The sequence below is a fragment of the Paragemmobacter kunshanensis genome, assembly GCF_011059185.1.
Taxonomy (GTDB): Bacteria; Pseudomonadota; Alphaproteobacteria; order Rhodobacterales; family Rhodobacteraceae; genus Paragemmobacter; species Paragemmobacter kunshanensis.
Window position 1 is genome coordinate 59,606 of record NZ_JAALFE010000017.1, and the last position, 24,541, is coordinate 84,146.

14 protein-coding genes are annotated in these 24,541 nt (G+C 65.7%); 8 read left to right on the forward strand and 6 right to left on the reverse strand.

The genetic code is table 11. From position 1 onward, the window contains the following. Positions 1-11 precede the first annotated feature (11 nt). The 4 genes from G5V65_RS16185 to G5V65_RS16200 all read right to left on the reverse strand — a co-directional run bounded on the left by G5V65_RS16185 (position 12) and on the right by G5V65_RS16200 (position 4,557). On the reverse strand, positions 12-1,049 hold the full coding sequence (locus G5V65_RS16185) for a thiamine pyrophosphate-dependent dehydrogenase E1 component subunit alpha (protein ID WP_206526835.1): 1,038 nt from the start codon (positions 1,047-1,049) through the stop codon (positions 12-14). A 7-nt stretch (positions 1,050-1,056) separates the two neighbouring features. Next, positions 1,057-2,046, reverse strand: coding sequence for an ABC transporter permease (locus G5V65_RS16190; RefSeq protein ID WP_165052079.1), 990 nt, complete (start codon positions 2,044-2,046; stop codon positions 1,057-1,059). Then, positions 2,043-3,545, reverse strand: coding sequence for a sugar ABC transporter ATP-binding protein (locus G5V65_RS16195; protein ID WP_165052081.1), 1,503 nt, complete (start codon positions 3,543-3,545; stop codon positions 2,043-2,045). The genes G5V65_RS16190 and G5V65_RS16195 overlap by 4 nt, the downstream gene beginning before the upstream one ends. A gap of 64 nt (positions 3,546-3,609) precedes the next feature. After that, positions 3,610-4,557, reverse strand: a complete 948-nt coding sequence (locus G5V65_RS16200; RefSeq protein ID WP_165052083.1) for a sugar ABC transporter substrate-binding protein — start codon at positions 4,555-4,557, stop codon at positions 3,610-3,612. A 135-nt stretch (positions 4,558-4,692) separates the two neighbouring features. Here G5V65_RS16200 and G5V65_RS16205 point away from each other — a divergent pair, with 135 nt between their 5' ends. Continuing rightward, positions 4,693-5,667 carry a sugar-binding transcriptional regulator gene (locus G5V65_RS16205; protein ID WP_206526836.1) on the forward strand — a complete coding sequence of 325 codons (975 nt, stop codon included), beginning with the start codon at positions 4,693-4,695 and terminating at the stop codon, positions 5,665-5,667. A 121-nt stretch (positions 5,668-5,788) separates the two neighbouring features. Here the strand turns inward: G5V65_RS16205 and G5V65_RS16210 are convergent, their stop codons facing one another. Further along, a complete protein-coding gene (locus G5V65_RS16210; RefSeq protein ID WP_099649295.1) occupies positions 5,789-6,010 on the reverse strand; it encodes a hypothetical protein in 222 nt (73 codons plus the stop codon). Positions 6,011-6,353: 343 nt separating this feature from the next. Continuing rightward, entirely contained in the window at positions 6,354-11,039 is a 4,686-nt protein-coding gene (locus tag G5V65_RS16220; protein WP_165052085.1) for a DUF3320 domain-containing protein, read from the reverse strand. A 179-nt stretch (positions 11,040-11,218) separates the two neighbouring features. Here G5V65_RS16220 and G5V65_RS22850 point away from each other — a divergent pair, with 179 nt between their 5' ends. From G5V65_RS22850 to G5V65_RS16255, 7 genes are read left to right on the forward strand one after another with little or no spacing between them, the layout of a single operon-like run. After that, positions 11,219-13,864, forward strand: a complete 2,646-nt coding sequence (locus G5V65_RS22850) for a PD-(D/E)XK nuclease family protein (protein ID WP_165052087.1) — start codon at positions 11,219-11,221, stop codon at positions 13,862-13,864. Next, positions 13,861-16,989: a UvrD-helicase domain-containing protein gene (locus G5V65_RS16230; RefSeq protein WP_165052089.1), complete on the forward strand. Its 3,129-nt coding sequence runs from the start codon at positions 13,861-13,863 to the stop codon at positions 16,987-16,989. The genes G5V65_RS22850 and G5V65_RS16230 overlap by 4 nt, the downstream gene beginning before the upstream one ends. Further along, a complete protein-coding gene (locus G5V65_RS16235) occupies positions 16,989-18,122 on the forward strand; it encodes a DUF6361 family protein (protein WP_165052091.1) in 1,134 nt (377 codons plus the stop codon). Before G5V65_RS16230 ends, G5V65_RS16235 begins: the two co-directional genes overlap by 1 nt. Further along, a complete protein-coding gene (locus G5V65_RS16240; protein WP_165052093.1) occupies positions 18,112-19,962 on the forward strand; it encodes a phospholipase D family protein in 1,851 nt (616 codons plus the stop codon). Before G5V65_RS16235 ends, G5V65_RS16240 begins: the two co-directional genes overlap by 11 nt. Beyond that, entirely contained in the window at positions 19,955-23,053 is a 3,099-nt protein-coding gene (locus G5V65_RS22855) for a helicase-related protein (protein WP_165052095.1), read from the forward strand. Before G5V65_RS16240 ends, G5V65_RS22855 begins: the two co-directional genes overlap by 8 nt. After that, positions 23,050-23,853: a hypothetical protein gene (locus tag G5V65_RS16250; protein ID WP_165052097.1), complete on the forward strand. Its 804-nt coding sequence runs from the start codon at positions 23,050-23,052 to the stop codon at positions 23,851-23,853. The genes G5V65_RS22855 and G5V65_RS16250 overlap by 4 nt, the downstream gene beginning before the upstream one ends. Further along, the gene (locus G5V65_RS16255) at positions 23,843-24,541 is read left to right on the forward strand and encodes a hypothetical protein (RefSeq protein ID WP_165052099.1); all 699 of its coding nucleotides are present in this window, start codon (positions 23,843-23,845) and stop codon (positions 24,539-24,541) included. Before G5V65_RS16250 ends, G5V65_RS16255 begins: the two co-directional genes overlap by 11 nt.

Here is a 24,541-nt window from a genome sequence, read left to right on the forward strand (position 1 = left end):
GGCAGGGCCTTTCATTCGCGCGCCAGCACACGGTCAAGCCGGGTGCGGACGGGTTCGGGTTCGGGTTCGGACGGGTCGTAGACATCGCGGAACATGGAGGAGAGCGGAGGTTCCGCCTGCGCGATGGTGAAATCGATGGTGGCGTCCATCTCGGCGTCGATGGCGGCGTCGAGCGCATCCAGATCGGCCGCCGTCACCAACCCTGCCGCGATGAGGCGGGCGCGGGCATGGGCAACGGGGTCTTTCTGGCGGCCCGCGTCTTCTTCCGCCGCGTCGCGGTAGGGGGATTTGTCCTTTCGCGCGTGGCCGTAGAAGCGGTAGCAGTCCACGGCAAGGAAACCGGGTTTGCCCGCGCGCGCAGCATCGACGATGCGGCGGGCGGCGGCGGCGACGGATTCCACGTCCAGCCCGTCCACCGTTTCGCCGTTCAGGCCGAAGGCCTGTGCGCGTTCATGCAGGCGGGTGTTTGCGGTGGCCTGATCGATGCGGGTGCCCATGCCGTATTGGTTGTTGATGCAGCAGAACACCACCGGCAGACCCCAGAGCGCGGCCATGTTCATGGATTCGTAAAGAATGCCCTGCCCTGTCGCCCCGTCGCCGAAGAAGGCGACCGAGACGGCCCCCGTCTTCTTGTGCCGCGCGGCAAGCCCCGCGCCCACAACGGTGGGGATGCCGCCGCCCACGATGGCATTGGCCCCCAGATGGCCCAGCCCCATGTCGGCGATATGCATGGACCCGCCCTTGCCGTGGCAATAGCCCGCCTCCTTGCCGCCGATTTCGGCCATCATCCGTGCAGGATCGGCCCCGCGCGCAAGGAAGATGCCGTGGCCACGGTGATGCGTCGTGAAGGTGTCCTGCGGCTGCATCGCTGCGCAGACGCCGACCGCCGCGCTTTCCTCGCCGATGGAAAGGTGGAGCATGGAGCCTGCCGTCTGGCCGCGCACGAAGAGTTCGCCCACGCGTTCCTCGAAGCTGCGGACGCGCCGCATCTCTTGGTAGAGCCGGTGCAGGTCGGTGTTCGACCCCGGGATGGGATGTTGGAGGGTCATGACTTTCTCAGAGCAGGTTGAGTTTCGTGGACCGCGACACGATGGCGACGGCGATGAGGATGATGGCGCCCTTCACGATGGACTGGATGTAGGTGTCCATCCCGATCAGGTTCAGCCCGTTGTTGATGATGCCGATGAAGAGCGCGCCGAAGAAGGTGCCAAGGACGGTGGCGGTGCCGGGGCGCAGCATCGTCATGCCGATGAAGACCGTGGCCAGACCGTCGAGCAGATAGCGTTCCCCCGCATTGGGTTGACCGGAACCGAGCCGGGCGGCGAGCAACATCCCCGCGATGACGGCAAAGACCGAACAGACGATCAGCGCGGCGGCACGGTAGCGGCGCACGGTGACGCCGGACAGTTCGGCGGCCTTCTGGTTGCCGCCCACGGCATAGATGTAGCGGCCGAAGACGGTGCGTTCCATCACGAACCATGCCACGGCGACGACGGCGACCATGAAGAAGGCCAGCACGGGGATGCCCGCGATGCGGCCCTGCCCAAGCCAGAGATAGGCGTCGGGCAGCCCGCCATAGATCGCGCGGCCTCCCGTAGAGAGGAAGTTGATGCCGAAGAGGATGGAGCCAGTGGCCAGTGTGGCGATGAGGGAGGGGATGCCTACCACCGTGACGAGGAGGGCATTGGTGGCCCCGATGGCCAGCCCCGCCGCCAGCCCGCCGAGGATCGCCACGGGCAGCGGCACGCCGCTGATGAGCATGAGCGGCACGAGGATGCCCGCCATGCCGACCGCATAGCCGACCGACAGGTCCATCTCGCGCGCGGCGAAGCCGAAGGTCAGCCCCGCCCCCACGATGGTCAGCATCGAAATCTGCTGGGCGATGTTCAGCAGGTTCTGCGAGGTGAGGAACCTGTCGACCGTGAGCGAGAAGATGACGAACATCAGCGCCAGCACAACCAGCGTGGAATAGCGCTGGATCAGGTCCTTGCGGATGCCCAGCACCGCATCGTGCTGCGGGGCGGTGGGGGAGGTCGCGTCGCTCATGCGGCTACTCCTGACATGGATTGGATGAAGCGGGCTTCGGAGAATTCTGTGGCCGGAATGGCGGGGCCGGGTCTGCCTCCCGTGAAGGGGATGACGCGGTGGGCAAGTTCGGCCACTTCGCCAAGGTCGGAAGAGGCGATGAGGATGCCCACGCCCTGTGCAGCGAGGCGGCGCATTTCGGCGTAGATTTCGGCCTTGGCACCGATGTCGACGCCTTCGGTCGGTTCGATGAAGATCATCACGCGGTAGCGGCCTTCGGCTCCGTAGAGCCATTTGCCGATGGATATCTTCTGCTTGTTCCCGCCTGAGAGGGTTTTCAGCGCCTGGCCGGAGCCATGCGCCTTGACGTTAAGGAGGCGCATGACGCGGCGGGCCTCGGCCTCTTCCTTGCGGGGGAAGAGGATGCCTGCGGTGGCGGCGTGGCGGGTGTGGACCATGGCGAGGTTTTCGCGCAGGTCCCAGTCGCCGATGAGGGCGTATTCCATGCGGTGATCGGGGACGAGGGCCAGCCCTGCCGAGAGCATGGCGCGCACGTCGCGGGGGCTGACGGGGCGGCCCGCGATGGAAAGCGCGTCGACCTGCACCCCTGCGGGATTGTGCAGGGCGCGGGCAAAGCCGACATGGCCCGCCCCGGTGAGGCCGATCAGGCCCACGATTTCGCCCTCGTGGAGGGTGAAGTCCGACACCTCGATCCGTCCGGAGCGCCAGTTGCGGAGCGCGAGGACGGGGTTCCCCGTCGGGGGCGCGTGGACGTTGGCAGAGGCGCGGCGGGTGTCATCGGTGCGGCGGAGCATGAGGTCGACCATGCGGCCTTCGGACATGCGGTCGGCGGGTTCGGTCGCGATCAGGCGTCCGTCGCGCAGGACGGTGATGCGGTCGGACAGCGCCTTTATTTCAGAAAGGAAGTGGCTGATCAGCACGACCCCCACGCCGCGCGGCGGAAGAGAGCGGATGATGCGCCAGAGCTGTTCCTTTTCGCGCACGGGCAGGGTAGCGGTGGGTTCGTCGAGGATGAGCAGGTGGACCTGTCCGCGCAGGGCGCGCACGATTTCGATCACCTTGCGGTCGGCCATTGGGAGTTCGCCCACCGGGCGGTCGAGGTCGATGGCGACTTCGGGGAACCAGCGGGACAGGGCCTCTGTCGCGGCAGCGCGGAGAGCGGCGCGGTGTATGACGCCGAAGCGGCGGGGTTCGGCGCCCAGGAAGATGTTTTCCGCCCCCGTGAGCGCAGGGACAAGGCTGCCTTCCTGACTGACATGGGCGATCCCGCGCAGGAGCGCAGCGCGGGGAGAGGTCAGGTGCAGCTTTTCGCTGCCGATGGCGATGCTGCCCGAAGTCGGGGCAAGGCTTCCGCCGAGAATGGAGACAAGGGTGGATTTGCCCGCGCCATTCTCACCGATAAGGCCATGCACCTCGCCGGTGTGGAGAGCGAGCGAGACGTCATCAAGCGCCCGCGTGCCGGGGAACTGCATGGTGATGTTGGAAAGTGTGATGTCCATTCGCGCCGACCCCTGCTGCCCTTGTGGAGGACCGGGCCATCGCGGCCCGGTCCCATGGTTGGGATCACATGAAGTCCTGGCAGTTCTTCTTGGTGACGAGGGGGGCATCCATGTAGACGGTCTTGGACGGGATCACATCATCGGCGGGTTTGCCGTTCACGACGATCTCTTCGATCCACTGGCCGACCTGCTTGCCCATGCCCTCGAAGGGCTGCGAGACGGTGGCAATCATCATGCTGTCGGGTTTGCAGACCTCGGCCACGGCCTGCGGGTGGCCATCGATGCCGATCACCTTCACTCCGGTGATCCCCGCCGCGGTAAGCGCGTTGATGGCGGCCTGCGCCGGTTCGTCCCACGGTGCCCAGACGGCGTTGATTTCCGAACCGAAACGGGCGGCGTAATCTTCCATCGTGCGAGATGTGTCTTCGAAGAAGGCGGTGTAGTCGATGTTGTGTTCCGCCAGCACCTTGACGTCGGGATATTCCTTCAGCACGTCTTCCATCACGTCGCCACGCTTGCGCGTGCCGTGATGTTCGGCCATGCGCAGAAAGATAATGTTGCCCTGACCGCCCAGCTGATCGAGCAGATAGGGAGACACATCCGAGGACATGGCCCAGTTGTTCGTCGTCACGTCGACCACCACTCCGTCGATATACCCGCTGTCCACAGAAAACACCGGGATGCCCGCCGCGACGGCGGCGTCGATGGCGGCGCGGCTGGCGCGCAGGTCGGACATGGTGATGATGATGGCGCCCACGCCACGGTTGGCGGCATCCTGGATGTTCGAAGCCGTCGCCTCTCCCGAGCCTGCGCTGTCGAGGAAGCTGATGTTCCAGTCCGTCTTGCCGCTTTCGGCCAGCCACGCCTCGAAGCCCGCCTTGACGCGCTGTTCCGACTGCGCGGCAGCGTTCGAATGCACCCATGCGATTTCAAGCGCCTGCGCGGCACCAGCAAAGCCCAGCAAGGCTGCCACGGAGACAGCAGAGATCCTTCCGGCAAACCGGTTTTTCATTCGCAATACTCCTCCCAGAGGCCAGATTCCGCACTGGCCGATGTTTCGTGCCGAGCATCCCCGACGGGAGGAAGAATGCCGCTTGAATTACATATGTCAAGAGCAGATACATTTGTCTCGTAAAGGGAGTGCGACATGAGGACCCCGACCGATACCCCGACGGAGGAAGAGGAACTGATGGCCCGTGCGGCGTGGCTGTACCATGTGGGCGGGTTGAATCAGGAAGCGGCGGCGGCGCGGTTGGGTGTGACGCGCGCGCGCGTGAACAAGCTTTTGCAGGATGCGCGCGAGACGGGGTTGGTGAGCATCAACATCAACCCGGCCAATACCGGAATGCTGGCCGTGGAGGATGAGATCGCGCGGCGCTGGGGGTTGGAGTTCTGCATCTGCACACCTGCGCTGGGGTTGGAGGGGGAAGGCGCGGCGACGGGCTTTGCCCTGCGCGCGGTGGGGATGGCGGCGGCGAATCACCTGCGGGATCATCTGTCGCGCACCGATGCGCCCGTCGTGGGCACAGGTTGGGGGCGGACGCTGGACCAGATGACGCGGCATCTGGCGGGTGTAAGCGCCCCGCGGGCGAAGTTCGTGAGCGTTATGGGTTCGCTGACCGCGAATTCCAGCTACAATCCGTTCGAGGTCGTTCACGCGCTGGCGCGGCAGACGGGGGGCGAGGGCTATGTGCTGCCCGTTCCCTTCATCGCCGACAGCGTCGAGGACCGTCATGTGCTGATGTCACAGAAGACGGTCCAGAAGGCACTGGCCATCGCGGAGGCGGCGACCGTGACATACATCTCCTTGGGTGAGTTACGGGAAGAGTCTCTGTTACGGCGGCAGGGGATGCTGACAGCTGCCGATTTGGCCAGCCTGCGCGAGGCAGGTGCAGTCGGGGATACGAACGGAATCTTCTATGATGCTGCCGGTGTCGCCGTGGCGCATCCGCTGAACGAGCGGACCATTGCGCTGGGATTCGACGTTCTGCGTCGAACCAATCTCGTAGCACTCGTGGCCGGAGTGCAAAAGGTGAATGCAGCGCGCGCCTTCCTGCAAAGTGGAGTTCCAAGAGGTTTGGTCATTGATGGCGACACGGCCCAGCTCTTGCTGGCGTCCTGAACGTCGCATTTTGGACCTGCGTCACGGGGCAGACTTTCAGTCATTCGAAACCAGTCTTCTCGTTATTTCGTATCGCGCGGGCTCTCTTCTCTGTTCAAACGGGTGAACATCGGGGCCTCCTTCAGGCGTTCTTGATATGGGCGGAGCGGCCTTCGGCAGTGACGGCGTAGATCATGGTCCGGCTGTCGCCGAAGGTGGCGGCAAAGGCCTCGGCCTGATCAATCCGGTCAAACCGGGCGCGGATGCGGGTCGCGGGTTTGGACCCGCGGCAGGCGATGAAATGGTCGGCGGCGGCGAGGCAATTGGCCTCGTGACCGGTGATGGCGTGGGTCTTGGCGGGCATCGGGAACCTCCTTTTCAAGGTGTCGCAGACATTGCCGAGACCGTCCGAAGAGCAAGTCCAAATCACTGACTTAATTGGAGAATATCGCAGAATGGGGCTGTCGCGGCGCGCCTATGCCGCCTTGCGCGGGGTGCACGAAAGCGCCGTGCGCAAGGCCATCGCCACGGGGCGGATCAGGATCGGAGCGCGGTTTCGAAGTGGTCCTTCGATGGCAGTGTCAGAAGCCCAGATAGCGAGGACACTGCCGCCTTCACAACCCTGAAGGCGGCAGCGACACTTCGAAGGCCACAGCCCTGCAATGGGCTGTGACTTACATCGTTGCGTCTGGCAAAAGGCGGTCGCCCTATTCGGACACAGCCTCTGCGATCACGGTGGACAATTCGCTTCCGACCCTCAGGAACCCCAAAAGCCGGGCGATTGCGCGGATGAGGTCATCGCTGTCAACGTCCCCGCTTTCCTGCCGCACAAGTGCCGCGGCCGCCACAATCTCGCATGGTGGAATATAGGCAGCCTTCAGCAGGCTGCCTGTTTCAGCCGAGCGATCTCTTACAGGGGGGGCCGCCGCCTGCGCCTGTGTCATCAGGAAGGAGCCGTCCTGCATCAGAATGGGGTCCTGCCGAAGCGCTTGCCTAACTGCCCTGCCCGTAGCCTCGACAATCCGGCTTCCCGCCTTGGTCTTGCCGAAGGCCGTCGTGATCCGGCGGGCGACCTCGTCGATATGGATAGGACCTTCGATGGCCACTATCTTGCTCACAAGCTCTGCGAGTTGGGCGACTGGGGCCTCATGCGGCTCGACACTAGATCGGACCGAAAGCTCGGCCCGGACATAAGCAGGCATCTTGATGGTCAGGTGATCGATATCGATCGGCCCCTGCTCTGGTTCGGCAGTTGCTTCGATCAGGGGACGCGCGCTCGCATGATTGGCGCCGCGCACGCGGATGCCGGTCTCGATCTGTTCGCGCCCATGTTCCAGCGCAGCCTTCAGCCGTTCGATCTCGCGCTTGCGGTGATGGAACCAGTCGGTGCTCCAGATGCGGTGGAACCGCCAACCGAGGTTTTCCAGAATGTCCTGCCGCAGCCGGTCGCGTTCCCGCGCCCAAAGAGCGCTGTGATAGGCGGCACCATCGCATTCCACGGCGATTAGGTACTGCCCCGGCCGGTCCGGGTGGCGCACGCCGATGTCGATGCGGAACCCCGCACTGCCGACCTGTGTATCCGCCAGAAACCCCAGCGAGGTGATGACCGCAGCCACATCCTCCTCGAACGGACTGTCGGCCTCCAGCCCTGTGGGGGCGCGGACGTCCATGATCCCGGTCTTGGCATAGTCGAGAAAGCGCTTCAGCACGCGCGGCCCATCGCGGCTGACGCGCGACGGGTCGATATCGCCCGGATCGAAAGAGGCGAAAACCTCGCACCGGACGCGGGCGCGCGAGAAGAGAACATTTAGCCGCCGCTCGCCGCCCTCCCCATTCACCGGGCCGAAAGTCATGGCCGACAGCCGCCCGCCCGGTTCCTGCGGGCCGTATCCAACGGAAATCAGGATCACGTCGCGCTCGTCGCCCTGCACGTTCTCGATGTTCTTGACAAAGACGTCCTCGGATTTGCCCTCACGCAGGAAGGCGTCCAGAACCGGGTCGCGGCGGCGGTGCAGTTCCAGAACTTCGGTCAGCATGTCGGCCTGGGCCTTGGAAAAGGCCACGGCACCCAGCGACAGGTCGGGCCAGGCGCGGGCATGGTCGGCCATCGCCTTGACCACCGCCTCGGCCTCGATCCGGTTGGTGCCCTGCCGTCCAAGGCCGCTGCCGCCGCGCGCGTAGACGCCCGGCACCCGCCGGAACTTCAGCCCGTAGTCGGGGTCAAGCTGGAGGGGCGATGGCGGCAGGACCAGCCCGTCGCCGTAGAATTCGGCATTAGACACCCGGATCAGCGAGGGATCGCGCGACCGATAGTGCCATTCGAGCATGCGCTGCCGCAGCCCCCGCGCCTCGCACAGCGACAGGATGCTTTCCATGTCGGCGGCCGTGGCGCCGACCGGAGCTTCTTCGTCCTCGTCGTTCTCCTCTACATCATCGACCAGCCGGTCGAAGAAGGATGTCGGGGGAAGCTGCTTCTGGTCACCCACCACGACGATCTGCCGGGCACGGGCGATCACGCCCAGCGCATCCTCGGGCCGGATCTGCGAGGCCTCGTCGATCACCAGCAGGTCGAAGGTGACTGAGCCCGGCGGCAGGAACTGCGCGACAGAGATCGGGCTCATCAGCATCACGGGCTTGATCCGCTGCACCATGGAACCTGCGTTCTTCATCACCCAGCGGATCGGCTTGTGCCCCTTCTTGCGCCCAATCTCGCCCCGGATCACACCCATCTCGCCCACCGTGCCCTTCGGCATCTGGGCAAAGTGGTTCGACAGGATCAGCGTCTTGGTCGCCTCGATCCGGTCCTTTTCCAGATCGCGGAACAACGTGACCAGTTCGTGCCGGTCAAGTTGCGGCAGAAGGTTCAGATCAGGGCGGGCGGTTCGAGCGGCATTCCAACGCGCCTCGGCGCAGGCATAGGCGAACTCCTGTTCGGCCCGCTCCGGTTCCACCCGGCCCTCGGAGACCGCATCCACGATGCTGCCAGCCCCAGCGCCCACGGCCGCGGCGATGGATCGGGCAAGCCCCGCCCAGTCCCCGTAACGCGACGGATCGGCCGCCATCTGCGCAAAGGCGGCCCGCAGTTCGCCGAGAGAAGATGTGTCGATGTCCACTCCAAGCCCGGCCTGTGGCAGATCAAGCCGCAACCTTGCAATCGGGGCCGCGATGCGGTCGCGGCACGCCGCGATGCGCGCCGTCAGGTCCGCAGCCGCACGCCCCGGATCGGGCAGCGTGCCCAGCGACGCGACAAGCTGCGCGGCAGTATTGAACGCCCTTGCCCGCCGCACCGCCGCCAGCCATTGCGCGGCAGCATAAACCTCGGCAAAGGGTGTACGTTCGCCGCGCCATTCGGGGCCAAGGGTGGCTTGCAGCCAAGGCTCCTCCTCAGCCAGCCGCGCTCGGCGAGCCTGCACGTCAGCTAGTTGGTCAAGAAGGGCCAACCGCTCAGACGGGGCCTTCGGCAAGGCGCCAGTCAGAAGGCTTGCCAACTCGGCTGATGCCCGGCGATAGCCGCCAAAGAGGCGCGAAAAGAACGAGGCCTGCCCGCGCACCAGCGCCGGGCGCAACGCGGCGACGTTGGTGCCCCAAGCGGGGGCTGCAAACTGCGCCTGCGCCGCCTGATGCGCCGCGGCCCAATCAGCCCCTGCACCCAGCGCTTCAGCCAGGCGCGGATGGGCGGCATGATCGAACAGGGTCGGGATCAGGGCAGTCGCGCCGGGCGGTTGGCTTGCCAGCGACCTCAGCCCGACGGTCAGCGCGGCCGCGTCGGACAGGGACTGCGGAACGGGAAGATGAAGGGCCTGCGAAATCCGCGCCGCCTCGGCCTGCAACGTATCGATATCAGCCAGCGCGGCGGCGAGTTCGCCCTCCAACCGGGCGAGGTCGGTCGGTTGAAGATCGAGCGCGGTCGTGCCGCGATAGGGATGATCCTCTGGCGAACCCACACGGCCCAGCGCCGTCACGAACCCGGCAATGGCACCCAGCGCTCGGCTGCGCGCCGCAGGGTCCAGCGCGGCCAGCCCATCAAGCGCGATCGAAGGTGGCGGTGCGCCCTTGCCGATATGGCCCACGATTTCCGAAATGGCGCGGAACGGCGTCTCGGCGGTCGGCGGCAAGGGATCGTGCAGCAAGGCTGCAATCTGGTTCAACTGATCACGTGTCGCGCGCAGCCGGGCTGGGTCCGCCGCGCCTGGCAAGGCCTTGGCACTGGCCATCAGGGTCCGGCCCAGTTCCTGCGCCAGCGCCTTCTTGTTGGCCGTGCGGGAATGCAGTTCGAGGCAGATATCGCGCAGGCCCGCCCGCACAAGCCGGTCATGTACCACCGACAGCGCTGCCATCTTTTCGGCCACGAACAGCACCGACTTGCCGTCATGCGCCGCCGCCGCGATCAGGTTGGTGATGGTCTGGCTTTTCCCCGTTCCGGGCGGCCCCTGCACCACAAGGCTCGCACCCCGCCGCACTTCCTCGATCACCTTGGTCTGGCTGGCATCCGCGTCGATCACCTGGATGATCTGCGCCGGGTCGAGAATGTCGTCCAGCTTGTCGTCGGGACCAAAGATCGGCGTATCTTCTTCAAACCCTTCGGCGAGCAGCCCGCGCAAGAGATCGCTTTCCGCAAAGGCATTCACCGGCCAGGTTCCCGGGTCCAGATCGCGGTGCATCAGCAACTTGGCAAAGGAGAAGAATCCAAGTTGCATCCCGTCGCTGTCGATCGACCATCCGGGTTTGCCAGCCACCACATCCTGCACCTTGGCGAAATAGTCCGATGGTGCCCAATCCTCGGCCTCTTCCACCTCGGGAAGCTGGATACCGAAGTCTTGCCGCATACGTTCCTGCAATGGCAGGTTGGTCGAGATATCGTCCTCGCGCGCCACGATGTCGAAGGTCGAGGTGCGTTCATTCCGCACCAGTTGCACGGGAAGCAACACCAGCGGGGACTCGCGCACCACTTCGGACGACGGGCTTTCGCGCCAGCGCAGGAACCCGATGGCGAGGTATAGGATGTTCAACCCCTGTTCCTCTTCCGCCGTGCGCGCATCCGTCGCCAGACGCAGCAGGCGGCGGGCAAGGGCCTCTGGCCCCAGCGGCACCTCGAGGAAACTGTCAGTTAGCCGATCGGAGGTTGACGGCAAATCAGCCTCAGGCAGGGCCAGCAGCATCTCCTGTCCTTCGGCCGTCTTGTCCTTGCCCATGGCCTTGAACCGCATCTTGCGGCCGTTGACCCGCAGGATGGAAAAGACCTCGTCGGCCTGTTCATTGATGACGTTCAGGCAATTTGCGCGGGAATTGGCGCGGTTGACGTGCACCAGCCGGTTCCGGGTGCCGGTATCCAGAAGCTTGCGGCGCGCGGCCTCGAGAACCTTGGAAACAGTTTTCTCTTTATTTTCAAACATCACATTCGTTCCGGTTGCGCCAAATCCATTTGGGCGCGAAGCTGCCTCAGGTGTCAAGGCATGGCCGGTCTGCCTTAGTGGGGGAGTCAGTTGATACGTAGGTCATTTGGGTTTTCGAGATTGGTTTTCATTGCACCCGCACGGCCCGGAACTCTCCCTTTTGCTGGCGGCGCTCTGTCGTGAGGCTCGATCCGCTGCTCTATGCCCACCCGCTGACCGGCGCAGTGATGCCCGTCACGACCGACCTTCTGTCAGAGACCTACCTCGCTCCAACTGCCGATGCCTGGGATATCGGAGGGGCACTTGCAGACCCCACAGCACCCTGGGCCGAAAGCTTGCAGATCGCACCCACTGAGACGCAAGGAGCGGTCGAGCGGGCCCTGCGCGGGGTGATGCAAGCGACACCCGGCCTTGATCCGGCAGCAGTGACGCCAGATCGCCTGCCCCCATCGCGGGCAAAGCGGCATCTGCAAGCCCTGCGCGATGTCTGGGCCAATACCGGTACTTTGCCCGAGGATCTGTCGGTGATCCGGCATGTCCTATCTTGCACCGCGGATCAGGCCGCTGCCCCGCTGCCTGTTCTCGACATTGGCGACGATCCATTGGCGACCCCGGCCGAGGCTGCTTTGGCCGCGCAGCTTTGCCGCCACCACGGATCAGCGCCGTCCGCCCGGCTTGCGGCCTGGCGCGCGAGCCAGCCGCAAGGGGCAGCGGCGGGCGCCCTTTCCCATGTGCAGCGCAATCTCCTCTGCGGCGCGCCGGCCGTAGCCAGGGATGGAACGCTCGGTTTCTTTGCGTTGCGCGACAGCCTGGCCGAGGCGCAATTCGCCGCCGCCCTCGCACGCCGGATGCTGGAGGATGGCCGCGCCGCGCTAGCATCTGACATTGCCCTTCTGGTTCCTGAAACACCGACGCGCCTTGCCCATCTGGCCGAAGCCTTCGCCGATCAGGGTGTGCCCCTGTCCGGCCTGCCTGAAGCCGCTGGCCTTCGTGATCTGGCGGGCGAACTCGCGACATTGGCGCTGCGATGCTTGCGCCCGCCTGCGCCTGCAATGGCGCTGGCCAGTCTTGCTGTCCTGCCCCTGATGCCGTGGCCCGCAGCCACTGGGGCCGCCCTGGCGCGCGATCTGATGCGTGGGAACTACAAGCCAAAGGCGGCGGACCTGTTGCAGGACAAGGCTGCTACGGTTTGGGAAGCCTTGCGGACTGGCGCGACCACGGGCGCGCAACTGGCCTTCAAGCTGGGCCTGCTGGCCGAAAGCCTGACCGCACCGCCCGGGCTGGAACCAGCCCGCAGCGCCGCGCAGGGCCTTTTGCGCCGCCTGCAAGCGTCGGTGGGGGATGGCGCGCCGGACTGGCAGGCGCTGTCCCGGCTGGCAACCCTGTCCGCCCCGGCAGCCCCACTCAGCCTTCGCCTTCTCGACGGCGTAAGCCTCCTGCCCGCGTCGGACCTGCCATGGCGCGGGGCGCGGCATCTGATCGTGACCGGCTTTGCCGCAGGGGACTATCCGTCGGGCGTTCCCACGTCGCCGTTCTTTCTGGACAGCGAAGTCGCCCTGATCGGCGACACCCTTGGCCTTCACCTGCCCAGCCGAGAGGCGGCCCTGCGCCGTGGCCTTGCCCTGTTCGCACGGCAAATCGGGGCGGCCTCGGACAGCGCCACCTTCCTTTGCCCGCAGCGCGACGGCATGGGCCGCCCGCTGACCCCTCCGATGACGCTGTCGCTGATCGCGCGCCTGCTGGAAGGGGGCGAGAAATGGTTGGTGCAGGACCTGACCGCGCTGCCCCCGATCAGTTGGCCAACGGCCCACCGCAGCGTTCCGCCCTTGCCCGCTCCTGCCGCGCCCCTGCCCGAGGGTGGCATGATCCACCTTGGCCGTCGCGACCTCCTTCGCTTGCATGAGGACGAGACCGGTCGGGCCAAGCCGCAGTCGCCCTCGCGGCTGGAGACGCTGCTGGTCAGCCCATTGGCATGGTTCCTCGGCGAAACCGACGCAACCGACATCCCTTGGGCGCCAGAGGCGCTTGACATCATGCTGGCGGGCACCCTGGCGCATCACGTGCTGGAACACGTCTTTGCGCCAGACGCGGCCTTGCCCGATCCGGCCGACCTGCCCGGATTGACCGAAACGCATCTGGCCCAAGGCATCGCCCGACATGCGCCCTTTCTGGCCGCAGCCGAATGGCAGTTGGAGCGCGAAACCCTGCGACGCGAGGCATTGCGCGCCGCACAGGTCTGGCATGGCATCCTGAGCGAAAACGGGGCGCGCATCCTGAAGAACGAGTTCCGGCTGGAAGGCAACGCCCACGGCATCGACATCCGCGGCCGCGCCGATTGCATACTGCACCTGGGCGACGGGCAGCTGGTCATCGTCGACCATAAGAAAAGCGGATCGACCCGGCGACGCATGCGCATGCGTGCAGGCTGGGACCTGCAGATCGGCCTCTACCGCGCGATGCTGGCCCGCCCGATCAGGGCCGAGGGCGACGGGCTGGACCTTGTCGCCGGGCAGGAGCCCGCGATCGCCTATCACCTTCTGAACGATGGGACCGTGCTGTCCAGTGGCCTTGATCCCGCCTCGGGTGGGCGGGTGGAGGGGGTGGAGGGCGACATCTCGGCCAAGGCCGTCGCGCTCTTGCAGACCCGGCTGGCCGAAGTTGGAGGTGGGTCGCTCCGCCTCAACGGCACCGAGGATGAAGCCGCCTTCGGAAAGACAGCCGCCCTGACCGCCTATGCGCTGGATGCAAGCCCCCTTCTGCGCCGATTCATGGTCGAGGGGTTGTCGGTATCCCTTGGCGATGACGACGAGGAGGAGGCGCCATGACCCTGACCATCGTTCCGGCAGGCGCGGGCGCGGGCAAGACCTACCGCATCCAGACCCAATTGACCGAATGGGTGCAACAAGGCGTGGTGCGCCCCGACCGCATCCTTGCCGTCACCTTCACCGAGGCCGCCGCCGCCGAACTGTCGGGCCGCATCCGGCACAGCCTGCTGGCCGCCGGGATGGTCGAGGAGGCGATGGCGGTGGAGCGGGCCTATGTCTCGACCATCCACAGCCTTGGCCTGCGACTGATGACGGAACATGCCCTTGCCTCCGGTGCCACCCCTCAACCCCGCCTGCTGCACGAGGCAGAGCAGGACCTGCTGATCCGCCAGGAACTGGCACGCTGCCCGATCCTTGAGGGCATAGCGGCCGATCCCGATCGCTTCGGCCATGCCGCAACCTTTGCCACCAGTACCGAAGATGGGCTTCGGCGCCGCGTGCTGGACATGATCCCGCTTCTGCGCCGCCTGGGTGGGGCCGGTCTGTCCGACCGTCTGGCGCCCGAAGGCTGCGCCCGCATCCGTGCCCTATGGGGGCCGGTGGCCGCTGATCCCACGCCGATCCGCGACCGTCTGATGCAGGCGGTCGCGACCCTGCTGGACGCCCATCCCGGGGGGGCATTGGCCCCGGGGCTGAACGCAACAGCGGAAAAGGAGTTCCGCCACGATTTGGGCCGCCTCCGCGCGGCGCTGGAACCGGGGCGTCTGGACCGGGACTGGAAGCTGTGGAATGACCTGCGCGGCCTGCGCAAATCCAACAGCAAGACCGCGACCCCGCCCGGCTATGACGCGCTGGCCGATCAGGTGATGCAGGCGGCGGCGGGCGTTGTCGGCCATCCCGGCCCCCTTGCCGATGCCTGCACCAACCTGACCGCGCTGGTCACCGGCGCGCAGGCGATCATGGCGGGCTATGCCGCGCGCAAGCGCGATCTGGGCGTGATCGACTATGCCGACATGATCTCGGGCTGCGAGGCGCTTCTGCGCGAACACCCCGACGTGCTCGCCTCGGTGCTGGGAGAGATCGATTGCGTCATCATCGACGAATTCCAGGACACCAACCCAGTGCAGTTCGCGCTTCTGTGGCAACTGGCGGCAGGGGCGCCGCGCTGCCTGCTGGTGGGCGATGCCAAGCAGTCGATCATGGGGTTTCAGGGGGCGGACCCTCGCCTGTCGCAGGCGCTGGCCGACGCCAACCCCGGCGCGGTCGATCCCCTGCGGCAGAACTGGCGCAGCGATCCGCGTCTGATGGCGGCGATCAACGCCATCGGCGCGGGTCTGTTCGGTGCAGCCTACTCGCCGCTTGCCCCCACGCGGGTTGAGACCGGCCAGCCGGTGCTGGAGGTGATCGCGCTGTCGGCCTCTCGCAGCACACGCAAGGCGCCGAAACTGCCCGATCACACCGCCGCCCGGATCGCCGCGATGCTACAGGCGGGCGAACTCGTGACCGACCGTGCCACCGGGGTCTTGCGTCCTGTCCGGCCGGGCGACATCGCCGTGCTGTGCCAGCGCCACGCCGAGGCCGCCCGCTATGCCGAGGCGCTGCGCCGTCTTGGCCTGCCGGTGCGGATCAGCGCCTCGGGTTGGCACGATGCGCAGGCCGTGCTGGTCGCGCGGCAGGCCATGGCGCTGGCCGCAGACCCGCAGGATGCGCACGCCGCCCTTGTGCTGCTGACGCTCGGCCCGGCCGCGCTTCCCCTTGATGAAGCCTTGCGCCTGCTGGCGGATGGCGCCCTGGCCGACCATGCCGCGCTGCACGGCATCCTTGGCCTTGCCGCCGCAGCGCCGGGCTGGACGGTGACCGACCTGTGTCTGAAGGTAACCGCCCATCTCCGTCCCTGGGCCGAAGCCCTGCCCGATGCCGCGCAGGCGCTGGCCGATCTCGCCCGGCTCGAGGCGCTGGCCGAGGAATTCGACACCTCGGACCCCGGCATGATGGCCGCCGCCGGGTTTCACGGACGGGGCGTGCGGGTGTTCCTCGGCTGGCTGGCCAGCCGGTTGGAGGAACGCGATTTCGACCGTCACCCGGACCCCGGCGCAGGCGAGGTGCCGGGGATCGAGATCGTCACCTGGCACGCGGCCAAGGGCCGGGAGTGGCCCGTGGTCGTGGTCTGCGAGCTTGATGGTATGGTAGGCGAGCGCGAAAACACCACCCGCGCCCTCTTCACCGATTTCTCGGACCTGTCGCGTGTGCTGGACACGGCGCGGCTGATCCATACCCCACGCCTCTTTAACCCCGACCAGCGCGAGGTCTTCCTAGCCGACCGTCAACCCGCCGCCGAAGCCGAGGCGCGGAACCTGATCTATGTGGCCCTAACGCGCGCGCGTGACCGGCTTGTGATCGAATGGCCAGAGAAGGCGCTGGACAAGGAGGCGAACTGCCTGACCTTGCTGGCGCAGGCGGGCGTCAGCCTCGGGGCGGGCCTGCTTGTCGGCGGACAGGAGTTCCCGGCGCGCATCTGGAGCGATCCTGCTGGCGAAGGGGTGGAGCAGGTCACTGCGGCTGCTCAACCGCTGCTCCTGTTCGGTGCGCCTTCGCCGACACCCGTCAAGGCCCGCACAACGCCCTGGCGCAGGCGGCCTTCCAGCCTGACCGAAGGCCCCGATCTGCCTGCGCCGCCGCAGGTAATCCCCCTTGGCCCAAGACATGGCGCAGGTCGCGCGCAAACGGCGGCCGAACGTGGCACGGCCTGGCACCGGGCCTTTCGTGTGCTGGCCAGCCGCCCCGACCTAGCCGACAGACTGCCTGCCGCCACTGGTCTTGATGCGGCGACGCTCGCCGCGATCACCGGACAGGTTGCTGCGCTCAAGGAATGGCTCGCCCGCGAAGGTTATCCCGACCTGCACCTTGAAGTACCGATCCACGTCACCCATCCCGATGGCTCGGAGACCTTGGGTATCCTTGACGCCGTGGCCATGGGTCCGGGCCGGATGCTGGTCATCGACCACAAAACCGGACCCGCCCCCGACCCGAAGGCGCGCTTTGCCTCCTACTGGCCGCAGCTTGCCGCCTATGCCGATGCCCTTCGTTTGACCTTTCCCGCCCATCAACTGCGTGGCGTCGCGATCCACTGGATGAACGAGGGTACCCTCAGCTTCTTGCCCCTTGAGCCGGAGGTCGTGGCCTGATGTCCGCCCTAGCCTGGATTGACTTCGACCAAACCGATCGCGACCGCGCGCGCCGGATCATGGACCTGTTCGGGGTTGAGGACTCCCGCGATGAACTGGGCCTCGGCTCGATCCGCGATGCCCTGTCGGACCTGATGTTTCCGGGCACCAGCACGATCCAGACGCGGCTGCGCTACATGCTCTTCGTGCCCTGGCTTTACCGGATGGCTGCCCGGTCTGGCGGGCGGGCGGATCAGGCGCGGCGGCTGGAAATCCAACTCATTACGGCCCTCTTCCGCGGCGGCGAGACCGAGAACGTCATCGGCAGCGAGGCGCGCGACAGCCTGAAGCGGTTGCCAAGCGATGTCTACTGGGCAGGGCTTCTGGCGCTGGGTATCCGCACCCATCCCGGCAGCCGGGCCGAAATGCTGGCCGCGGGTGACGCCCCTGGCCTCTGGTCCCCGGGGCTGCCCGGTGCGCCGGATGACCTGTTGGACAAGGCAACCTTCCGCCTGACACCCGAGGAAGGCAGCTTCCTGCGCGACCGTCTTGCCGTTTCCGCTCGCGACAGCCTGTTCAACGAATTGGCGCAGGCGGGCGATCGGGCGGGGGCGGAGGCGATCTGGCTGCATCCGATGCGCGCCACATGGAGCGCAAGGAACATCTCCATCGTCGATCAGGCCGAGCGATTTGCCCGTGTGATGAATGGGGCGGCACTGCTTTACAACCTGATGCTGGCCGAACGGGCCGCCGCCCTGCAGGGGGCGGAGACAGGCCGCTGGCACGATCTGGCTGCCGACTACCGCGCGCGCCTCGGCACTTGGCACGCCGAGGCCCCCGCCAGCCTTGCCTCGGAATGGAGCCTTGCGGGCCTATGGTCGCTGACCTCGCAGACAATTCACCGTGTGGCCCCCCCGACCATGGCCTTCGTAACCGAATGGGCGGTCCTCGTTCAGCGCGGTCAGCCCATGGCAGATGACGAAGCCGCCCGCGCCCTGATCCTGCGGCGGGAAACCCGGCTGAAGGGGTCCAAGGCGCGGCTGACGAATGATGCAGCGCTGGCGCGGTGGGGTGGTGCCTCGGGCGCGGCCGTGCTGGCCTTTCGCTGGCCAGTTGTGCAGCGCCATCTACGGGACCTTGCCGATGCCGTCTGACAGCCCGCTCGACCCCGAAAACCGCGCGCTTTACGGCGAAATCCTGCGCGCCCCGCCGGGATACGAGGTCGATATGGCCTTGGCCACGACCTATTCGCTGGATTTCGAGACCGCTCTGGTGATCCCCGCGACGATGGCCTTTCAGGCGGCCGAAAGCCGGGCGCAGGTGCTGGACACGCCCTTGGCGCTTCTGGACGGGCTGGAGCGGCTGGCCGAGCGCGTGGCGATCTTCTGCGAGGCCGGGCGCATCGCTGCCCAACCCCGCGCCGCCAACCGCCTGACCGCGCTCTTGGAAGACACTGTGACCGAAGTGCTCGCCCCACAAGGTGGCGCGTTTCACCCCAAGATCTGGGTGCTGCGCTTTGTGCCACTGACCGGCACCGGGCCGATCCGACTGCGCCTTGCGATCCTGTCGCGCAACCTGACGACCGACCGCAGCTGGGACCTGTCGCTGTCGCTGGACGGCGAGGTGAGCGAAGCGGCGCAAGCCGATAACGCCCCGATTTCCGCCCTTCTCCGTGCCCTGCCCGGCCTTGCGCGGGGACGACCGACACCAGCCCGCAACCGCAAGATCGCCGAGGCGCTGGCCCGGGACGTTGATCGCACGGTCTGGGCCCTGCCCGAAGGCAGTAGAAAGCTCCGCTTTGCGGTCAACGGGTTGGGGAAGCCCACGTTCCGGCCAAAGGTCGGCAAGGCCATGGGCATCATCTCGCCCTTCCTGTCGCCCGATGCACTGGTCCAATTGACCAAGGGCCTTGACCCCACTGAGTGCTGGCTCCTGAGCCGGTCCGAGGAACTGGTGCAGATACCGCCGGAGGTGCTGGCCCGTTTCGGGCAGGTGATGGTTCTCGACGATCTGGCCGAAACGGAAGATGGCGAGGAGTCAGAAGCGGCGTCCGCGGCTCTGGGCCTTCATGCCAAGGTCTTTGTGACCGAACGCTACCCAAGGCCTGAGTCGACCACGGACCTGACCGTCGGATCGGGCAACGCCACGGCCGCCGCCCTGCTGAACGGCAGCAACGTTGAGGTCTTTGCCACCCTTTCCGGCCCCTCCCGCCGGATGGGGTGGGCTGCAGACCACATCGCGCCTGAACGGCTGGGCCGGTTCCTGCGGCCATGGCAGCCCCCGACAACGACCGCCGCCCCTGATCCCGCCATAGCGGCCGAAGCGCGGCTTGATGAGGTACGCAAGGCACTGGCGGCGGCCGACCTGACTTTGCGCTGCACTCCGGCCGAAGACGGGCGGATCGGCCTGACCCTGACCGCACGCGGCAGCGTAGCCCTCCCCGTCACTCTGCGGGCAGAGCTTTGGCCACTGACCCTTGGCCCAAACCAAGCCCTGACGCTGACAGCGGCCCTCGGCCGCACTGGCCTGCATCTCGGCCAGTTCGCCCTCGCCGATGTAACGCGCTGGCTGGGGCTTCGCCTCACCGATCTGGAAACCGGGGCAGAGATGGTCTTCACCCTCGGCACCACGCTCAAGGACCTGCCCGAGGCGCGCACCGCCGAAATCCTGCGCAGCATCATCGAGAACCGCGAGGCCTTCCTGCGCTATATCCGCCTGCTGCTGGGCGATCCGCAGACGGCGGGCCAGATCATCCTGCAAGGCGGCAAGGGCGGTTTCCTGGGCTTTGCAGGCTTTGCCGACGATACCCCGATCCTTGAGGACATGGTGCGTTCGCTTTCAGGCGACGGCCGCCGCCTGCGCGATATCGAACGGCTGATGTCGCGGCTGGGCGATGCCAAGGGCGCGGATGGGGAACCGGTCATCCCGCCGCGCTTTGCGGCACTGTGGGAAGTGTTCCGCAGCGTCCTGCCAAAGGAGGCGCGCCGTGGCTGACGCCCGTTTTGACCCCGGCCCCGCCCTGGCCCCGCTGAAAGCCTTCCAAAGGGCCACGGTGGATCATGTCTGCCGCCGCCTGCTGACCGACCCCGACGCCACGCGCCAGTTCCTCGTGGCGGACGAGGTGGGCTTGGGCAAGACCATGGTCGCCCGCGGCGTGATCGCCCGCACGATTGAGGCGCTGTGGGACAAGGTCCCGCGCATCGACATCATCTATGTCTGCTCGAACGGCGCCATCGCCGCACAGAACCTCGCCCGGCTGAACGTGATGGAGCGCGAGGCGCAGGTGCTGCCGACACGGCTGACCCTGCTGCCTTTGGTGCTGGGCGGGGAAAACAGTCTGCGCCACAACCGGGTGAACTTCATCAGCCTGACACCGGGCACGACTTTTGACCTGAAATCTTCGAGCGGTTGGGCGCGGGAACGGGCGCTGATCCTGCGGCTTCTGGAAGGGCAGCTGGCCTACCCAAAGGGCGCGATCCGACTGTTTCAGGGCTGGTCAGGCGAACCGGGCTGGGAACGAGAGCGCGCGCGTGTTGCGACCGAAACCGTTGATCCAGAAATCGCAGCCCGGTTCCAGATGGCCGTGGCCAACAGCCCCGGACTGACCGCGCGGATCGATGACCTTTGCGCCGAGGTCGCCCAGCGTCGCAACGTAGAGGGCGACCTGCGCCAGGCCTGCACCGCCCTGATCGGCGAACTGCGTGGGATGCTGGCGCAAGCCTCAGTCCAGTCGCTTGAACCTGACCTCATCATTCTCGACGAATTCCAGCGCTTTCACGATCTGCTGCATGGCGACAGCGAAGCCGCCGATCTGGCGCGGGAGTTGTTCAACCATGTCGACGGCGCGGGCAACACCGCCAAGACCCTGCTTTTGTCCGCGACGCCCTACCGGATGCTGACACTGGCAAGCGATGCGCCCGAGGAGGGCGATCATCACCGCGATTTCCTCGACGTGCTGGAATTCCTGTTTGGAGCCGAGGATGGCAAACGCCGCCGCGACGAGATTGCGTTGGAGATGCGCCGTTTTCGTCAGGCGATGCAGGCCCTGCCCGCAGGGTTTGAGAACGCCCGCGCCCTGCGCGAGGGAATCGAAGGCCAGTTGCGCCGTGTCATCGCCCGCACCGAACGCGTGGCCGAGACGGCGGATCGCGACGCCATGATCCGCGAACTCCGCCACGAACTTGACGTGACCGCGCCCGACCTGATCGAGGCGCGCACAATAGCGGCCGTGGCCGCCGCCGCCGGGGCACCGGGCACCGTGGACTACTGGAAATCCTCGCCCTGGCTTCTGAACCTGATGCGCGGCTACAAACTGGCCGACCTATTGAAGGAACAGGCCAAGTCTCCCTCGCCCGCCCTTCGATCGGCCATGAAAGCCGCGATCCCTTTGCAGATCGATCCGCAGACGGTCGAAAGCTATGCTCCGCTTGCCCCCGCCAATGGCCGTATGCGCAAACTGGCAGACCTCGCCTTCGCGAACGGCATGGCGCGCCGCCTTTGGATTGCGCCATCGCTGCCCTATTTCGGCACCAGCCGGCCTGTCAGCAAGATGCTGATCTTCTCGGAATGGACGATGGTTCCCGACGCGATTGCCGGGTTCCTGTCCTATGAGGCAGAGCGGCAGATGGGCATGGGCAAGGGTCACACCTACACCGACCCGCCAACCACCCGCCCCCTGCAGTTCCGCCGGGCGCAAGGTCGCCTTGCAGGCCTGAGGGCGTTGCAGCTCGTCATCCCCTCACCCCGTCTTGCGGCAATGGCCGATCCCCTGGCCTTGATGCGAGAGGAGGGTCCCTTTCCCGATCTCGACGCGCTGCGTCACGCTGCCTCCGCGCGCTTGCGGCCTCTGGCGCAAGACCTGACGGAACAGAGCGCCGAAGCAGGCGAAGGCGGCTGGGATTGGAGCAGCCCCGCCGCCCTCGATGTTGTGAACCCTGACTTTGTCGCCTGGCTTGCAGGCTCTGGCCCGCGGGGAGAGGGGGACGAGGAAGCTTGGCCCGATCATCTGGCCGAACTGCTGCGGGCCGCCCGCCAGCCGATCGGGCAGAAGGACGTCGACCAGATCCTCGGCCATCTGGTGGATGTGGCGCTGGGCAGCCCGGCCACCTGCGCCCTGCGCGCCTTGTCACGTATCGCACCCACGCTGCCCTTGAATGATCTCGCGCTGCTGACGGCGGCGACGAAGGTCGGCATGGCCTTCAGGACATTGTTCAACCAGCCCGAAACCCAGGCTCTGCTGCGCGCTGAGGGGGATGTCTACTGGCGGGCAGTTCTGCGTCATGCGGCCGAACACGACCTGCAATCGGTTCTCGACGAATATGCCCATGTCTTATTGGAAGCCGAGGGCCAAGTCGGTCATCCGCCGGTCAAGGCCATAGGGGTTATCGCCGAACGGATGGCCGAGGCCCTGTCCTTGCGACCGGCCCAGATCGAACTGAACCACTACGCTCTCCAGCGTGGCCGAATCGTCCAGACCCACCCGATCACCCTACGCGGTCGCTTCGCCATGCGCCTTGCCCAGAAGGGGGAAGACGAGACCGGCGTGAACCGCACTGGTCTTGTCCGTACGGCCTTCAACTCGCCGTTCAAGCCCTTTGTCCTCGCCTCGACCTCAGTCGGGCAGGAAGGTCTGGATTTTCATCCCTATTGCCACCGGATCGTCCACTGGAACCTCCCCGGTAACCCGATCGACATGGAGCAACGCGAAGGCCGGGTGCATCGCTACAAGAACCACGCTGTCCGCCTTAATCTGGTCGCAGGACAATCTCCGGCGGCGCTGGGCGGGCAGAATACTGATCCTTGGGCCGATATGTTCAGTGCTGCGCACGGAAACGCTGGGCGCTCTGGTGATCTTGAGCCTTTCTGGGTGCTCGACGGCCCCACCAAGGTCGAACGCCATATCCTGTCGCTCCCCTTCAGCCGTGAAGAGACGCGGCTCTCCTGGCTGAACCGTTCAGTGGCGCTATACCGGCTGGCATTCGGTCAACCGCGGCACGACGATCTTCTCGCTTTGCTGGATCAGATGCGGGAGGAGATTGCGCCGGAGGCGCTGGCCCAACTGCAGATCAGCCTTCGCCCCGATTGAACGCGTTCGTTTGCGGTTTGCGCGCGTTCCTGATCCTGCCCACCTACTATCCCGCTGATTTTGCACGCGGTTTTGGCCCGTTTGTTGACCTATTGTTGACCCGCCGTGGAGACAGCAAAAAGCCCCGCGGTGAGGCGGGGCGTAAGGCATTGTTTTCATTTGTAGAAACTGGTTGCGGGGGCAGGATTTGGCCTGTGCCGAACAGCGGTTGTCCTGGGCGGGCCAGCTATACGACGTACTCGTGGACCGACTTAGTCGCATCGGCCAAGGCAGCTTCCAAAGATCAGTGTGATGTCTGCCGCTCCAAAGCATCTTGGGACCGTAAGCAAGTTATGGACATGGAGGACCTTGCTCCGATCATGTCAGATCTGCCACGCATCTCGCCGCTGTCTGCGAGTCCACCTACCCACCCTGCGGTCGCCGATACCAGCGCACATCAGGCGCGCGCGACTGACAAGGTCGACGCACCACTGAAAGGGGCCGTCATAGCGCGGATGCTGAGCGACTTGGCTGTTCTGCGCGATCCGGCGTGGGCACGCCTGGGGAAGCCGAGTTGGTTGACGTCCAAAAGGAAAGAGCTTGGCCGCAATTTCGTCGTATTGACCGTCACGCTCATCGCGACACGCTTTGCGCCAATACGAACCGAAAGCGCGGTCAACAATTGCTTTGAGAGGTGTATCCGGCCCATACCGTTCGTGTTGCGCACTGGAATGAGGTTTCATGTTCCACTCATTGCTACCTGCTCTGACCGCCACGGCTTTCGCCGGCTTGTCACTTTGCATTTGGCGATTGGCATATGAGTACAGCGATCTCGCCATTCTTGGGTTGGTACCTTTGGCGTTGGTAGTGTTCGTCGGAACATGGCCGGTCACCATGGACCCCTGGAAGGTCCAACTTCAGCTTGCACTCCGTGAAGACTCTCCTCTCAGTGCCCTGCTAACTGGTCGCATACGCAGTGCCATCCTTTCGACCCTTTTCACATTTGTCGCTGTCTGCCTGCTAGCGTGGCAATCGCTGGAGGCTTCGGCATTCGACTTCCTGGTCATGGGTGCTGTGTTCTTGCTATCGGGATGCCTGTTTTCGATCATCGAGGGCCGTTCCCTCAGGCACTTCCATCAGCCCTTCGCACGGGCAATCTCGATTTCGTTGACAACTTGGCTGGCGGCTGTCCCCGCAACGATCATCGTTGCAACCTATATCTGGTCTGAGGCTAAACAGCCCGGCGCCATGATTGACGCGACTCTGCAGGAGGCTGTGCAAATCGGTCTTTCGAATCTCCCGGAGAGAGGTGGGTGGATTGCCGCCTTCTTGGAGGTACCTTACGCCTATGAAGCTGCAAAGCTGTGGGGTGTGGTTCAGCTTCGGGAGTATCCGGCGGCAGGGGTCTTGTTCAGCCTCGACACGGCACTATTCGTCTTCGTCCTGTGCCGGACGGCCGTCATCCTCACGCTTTTCGTCAAGGTAAACGTAATATTGGAACGGGAGTGA

Coding starts and splice junctions, on each gene's coding strand:
- G5V65_RS16185 (WP_206526835.1), bottom strand. CDS start 1,049: ATGACCCTCCAACATCCCATCCCGGGGTCGAACACCGACCTGCACCGG.
- G5V65_RS16190 (WP_165052079.1), bottom strand. CDS start 2,046: ATGAGCGACGCGACCTCCCCCACCGCCCCGCAGCACGATGCGGTGCTG.
- G5V65_RS16195 (WP_165052081.1), bottom strand. CDS start 3,545: ATGGACATCACACTTTCCAACATCACCATGCAGTTCCCCGGCACGCGG.
- G5V65_RS16200 (WP_165052083.1), bottom strand. CDS start 4,557: ATGAAAAACCGGTTTGCCGGAAGGATCTCTGCTGTCTCCGTGGCAGCC.
- G5V65_RS16205 (WP_206526836.1), top strand. CDS start 4,693: ATGAGGACCCCGACCGATACCCCGACGGAGGAAGAGGAACTGATGGCC.
- G5V65_RS16210 (WP_099649295.1), bottom strand. CDS start 6,010: ATGCCCGCCAAGACCCACGCCATCACCGGTCACGAGGCCAATTGCCTC.
- G5V65_RS16220 (WP_165052085.1), bottom strand. CDS start 11,039: ATGTTTGAAAATAAAGAGAAAACTGTTTCCAAGGTTCTCGAGGCCGCG.
- G5V65_RS16230 (WP_165052089.1), top strand. CDS start 13,861: ATGACCCTGACCATCGTTCCGGCAGGCGCGGGCGCGGGCAAGACCTAC.
- G5V65_RS16235 (WP_165052091.1), top strand. CDS start 16,989: ATGTCCGCCCTAGCCTGGATTGACTTCGACCAAACCGATCGCGACCGC.
- G5V65_RS16240 (WP_165052093.1), top strand. CDS start 18,112: ATGCCGTCTGACAGCCCGCTCGACCCCGAAAACCGCGCGCTTTACGGC.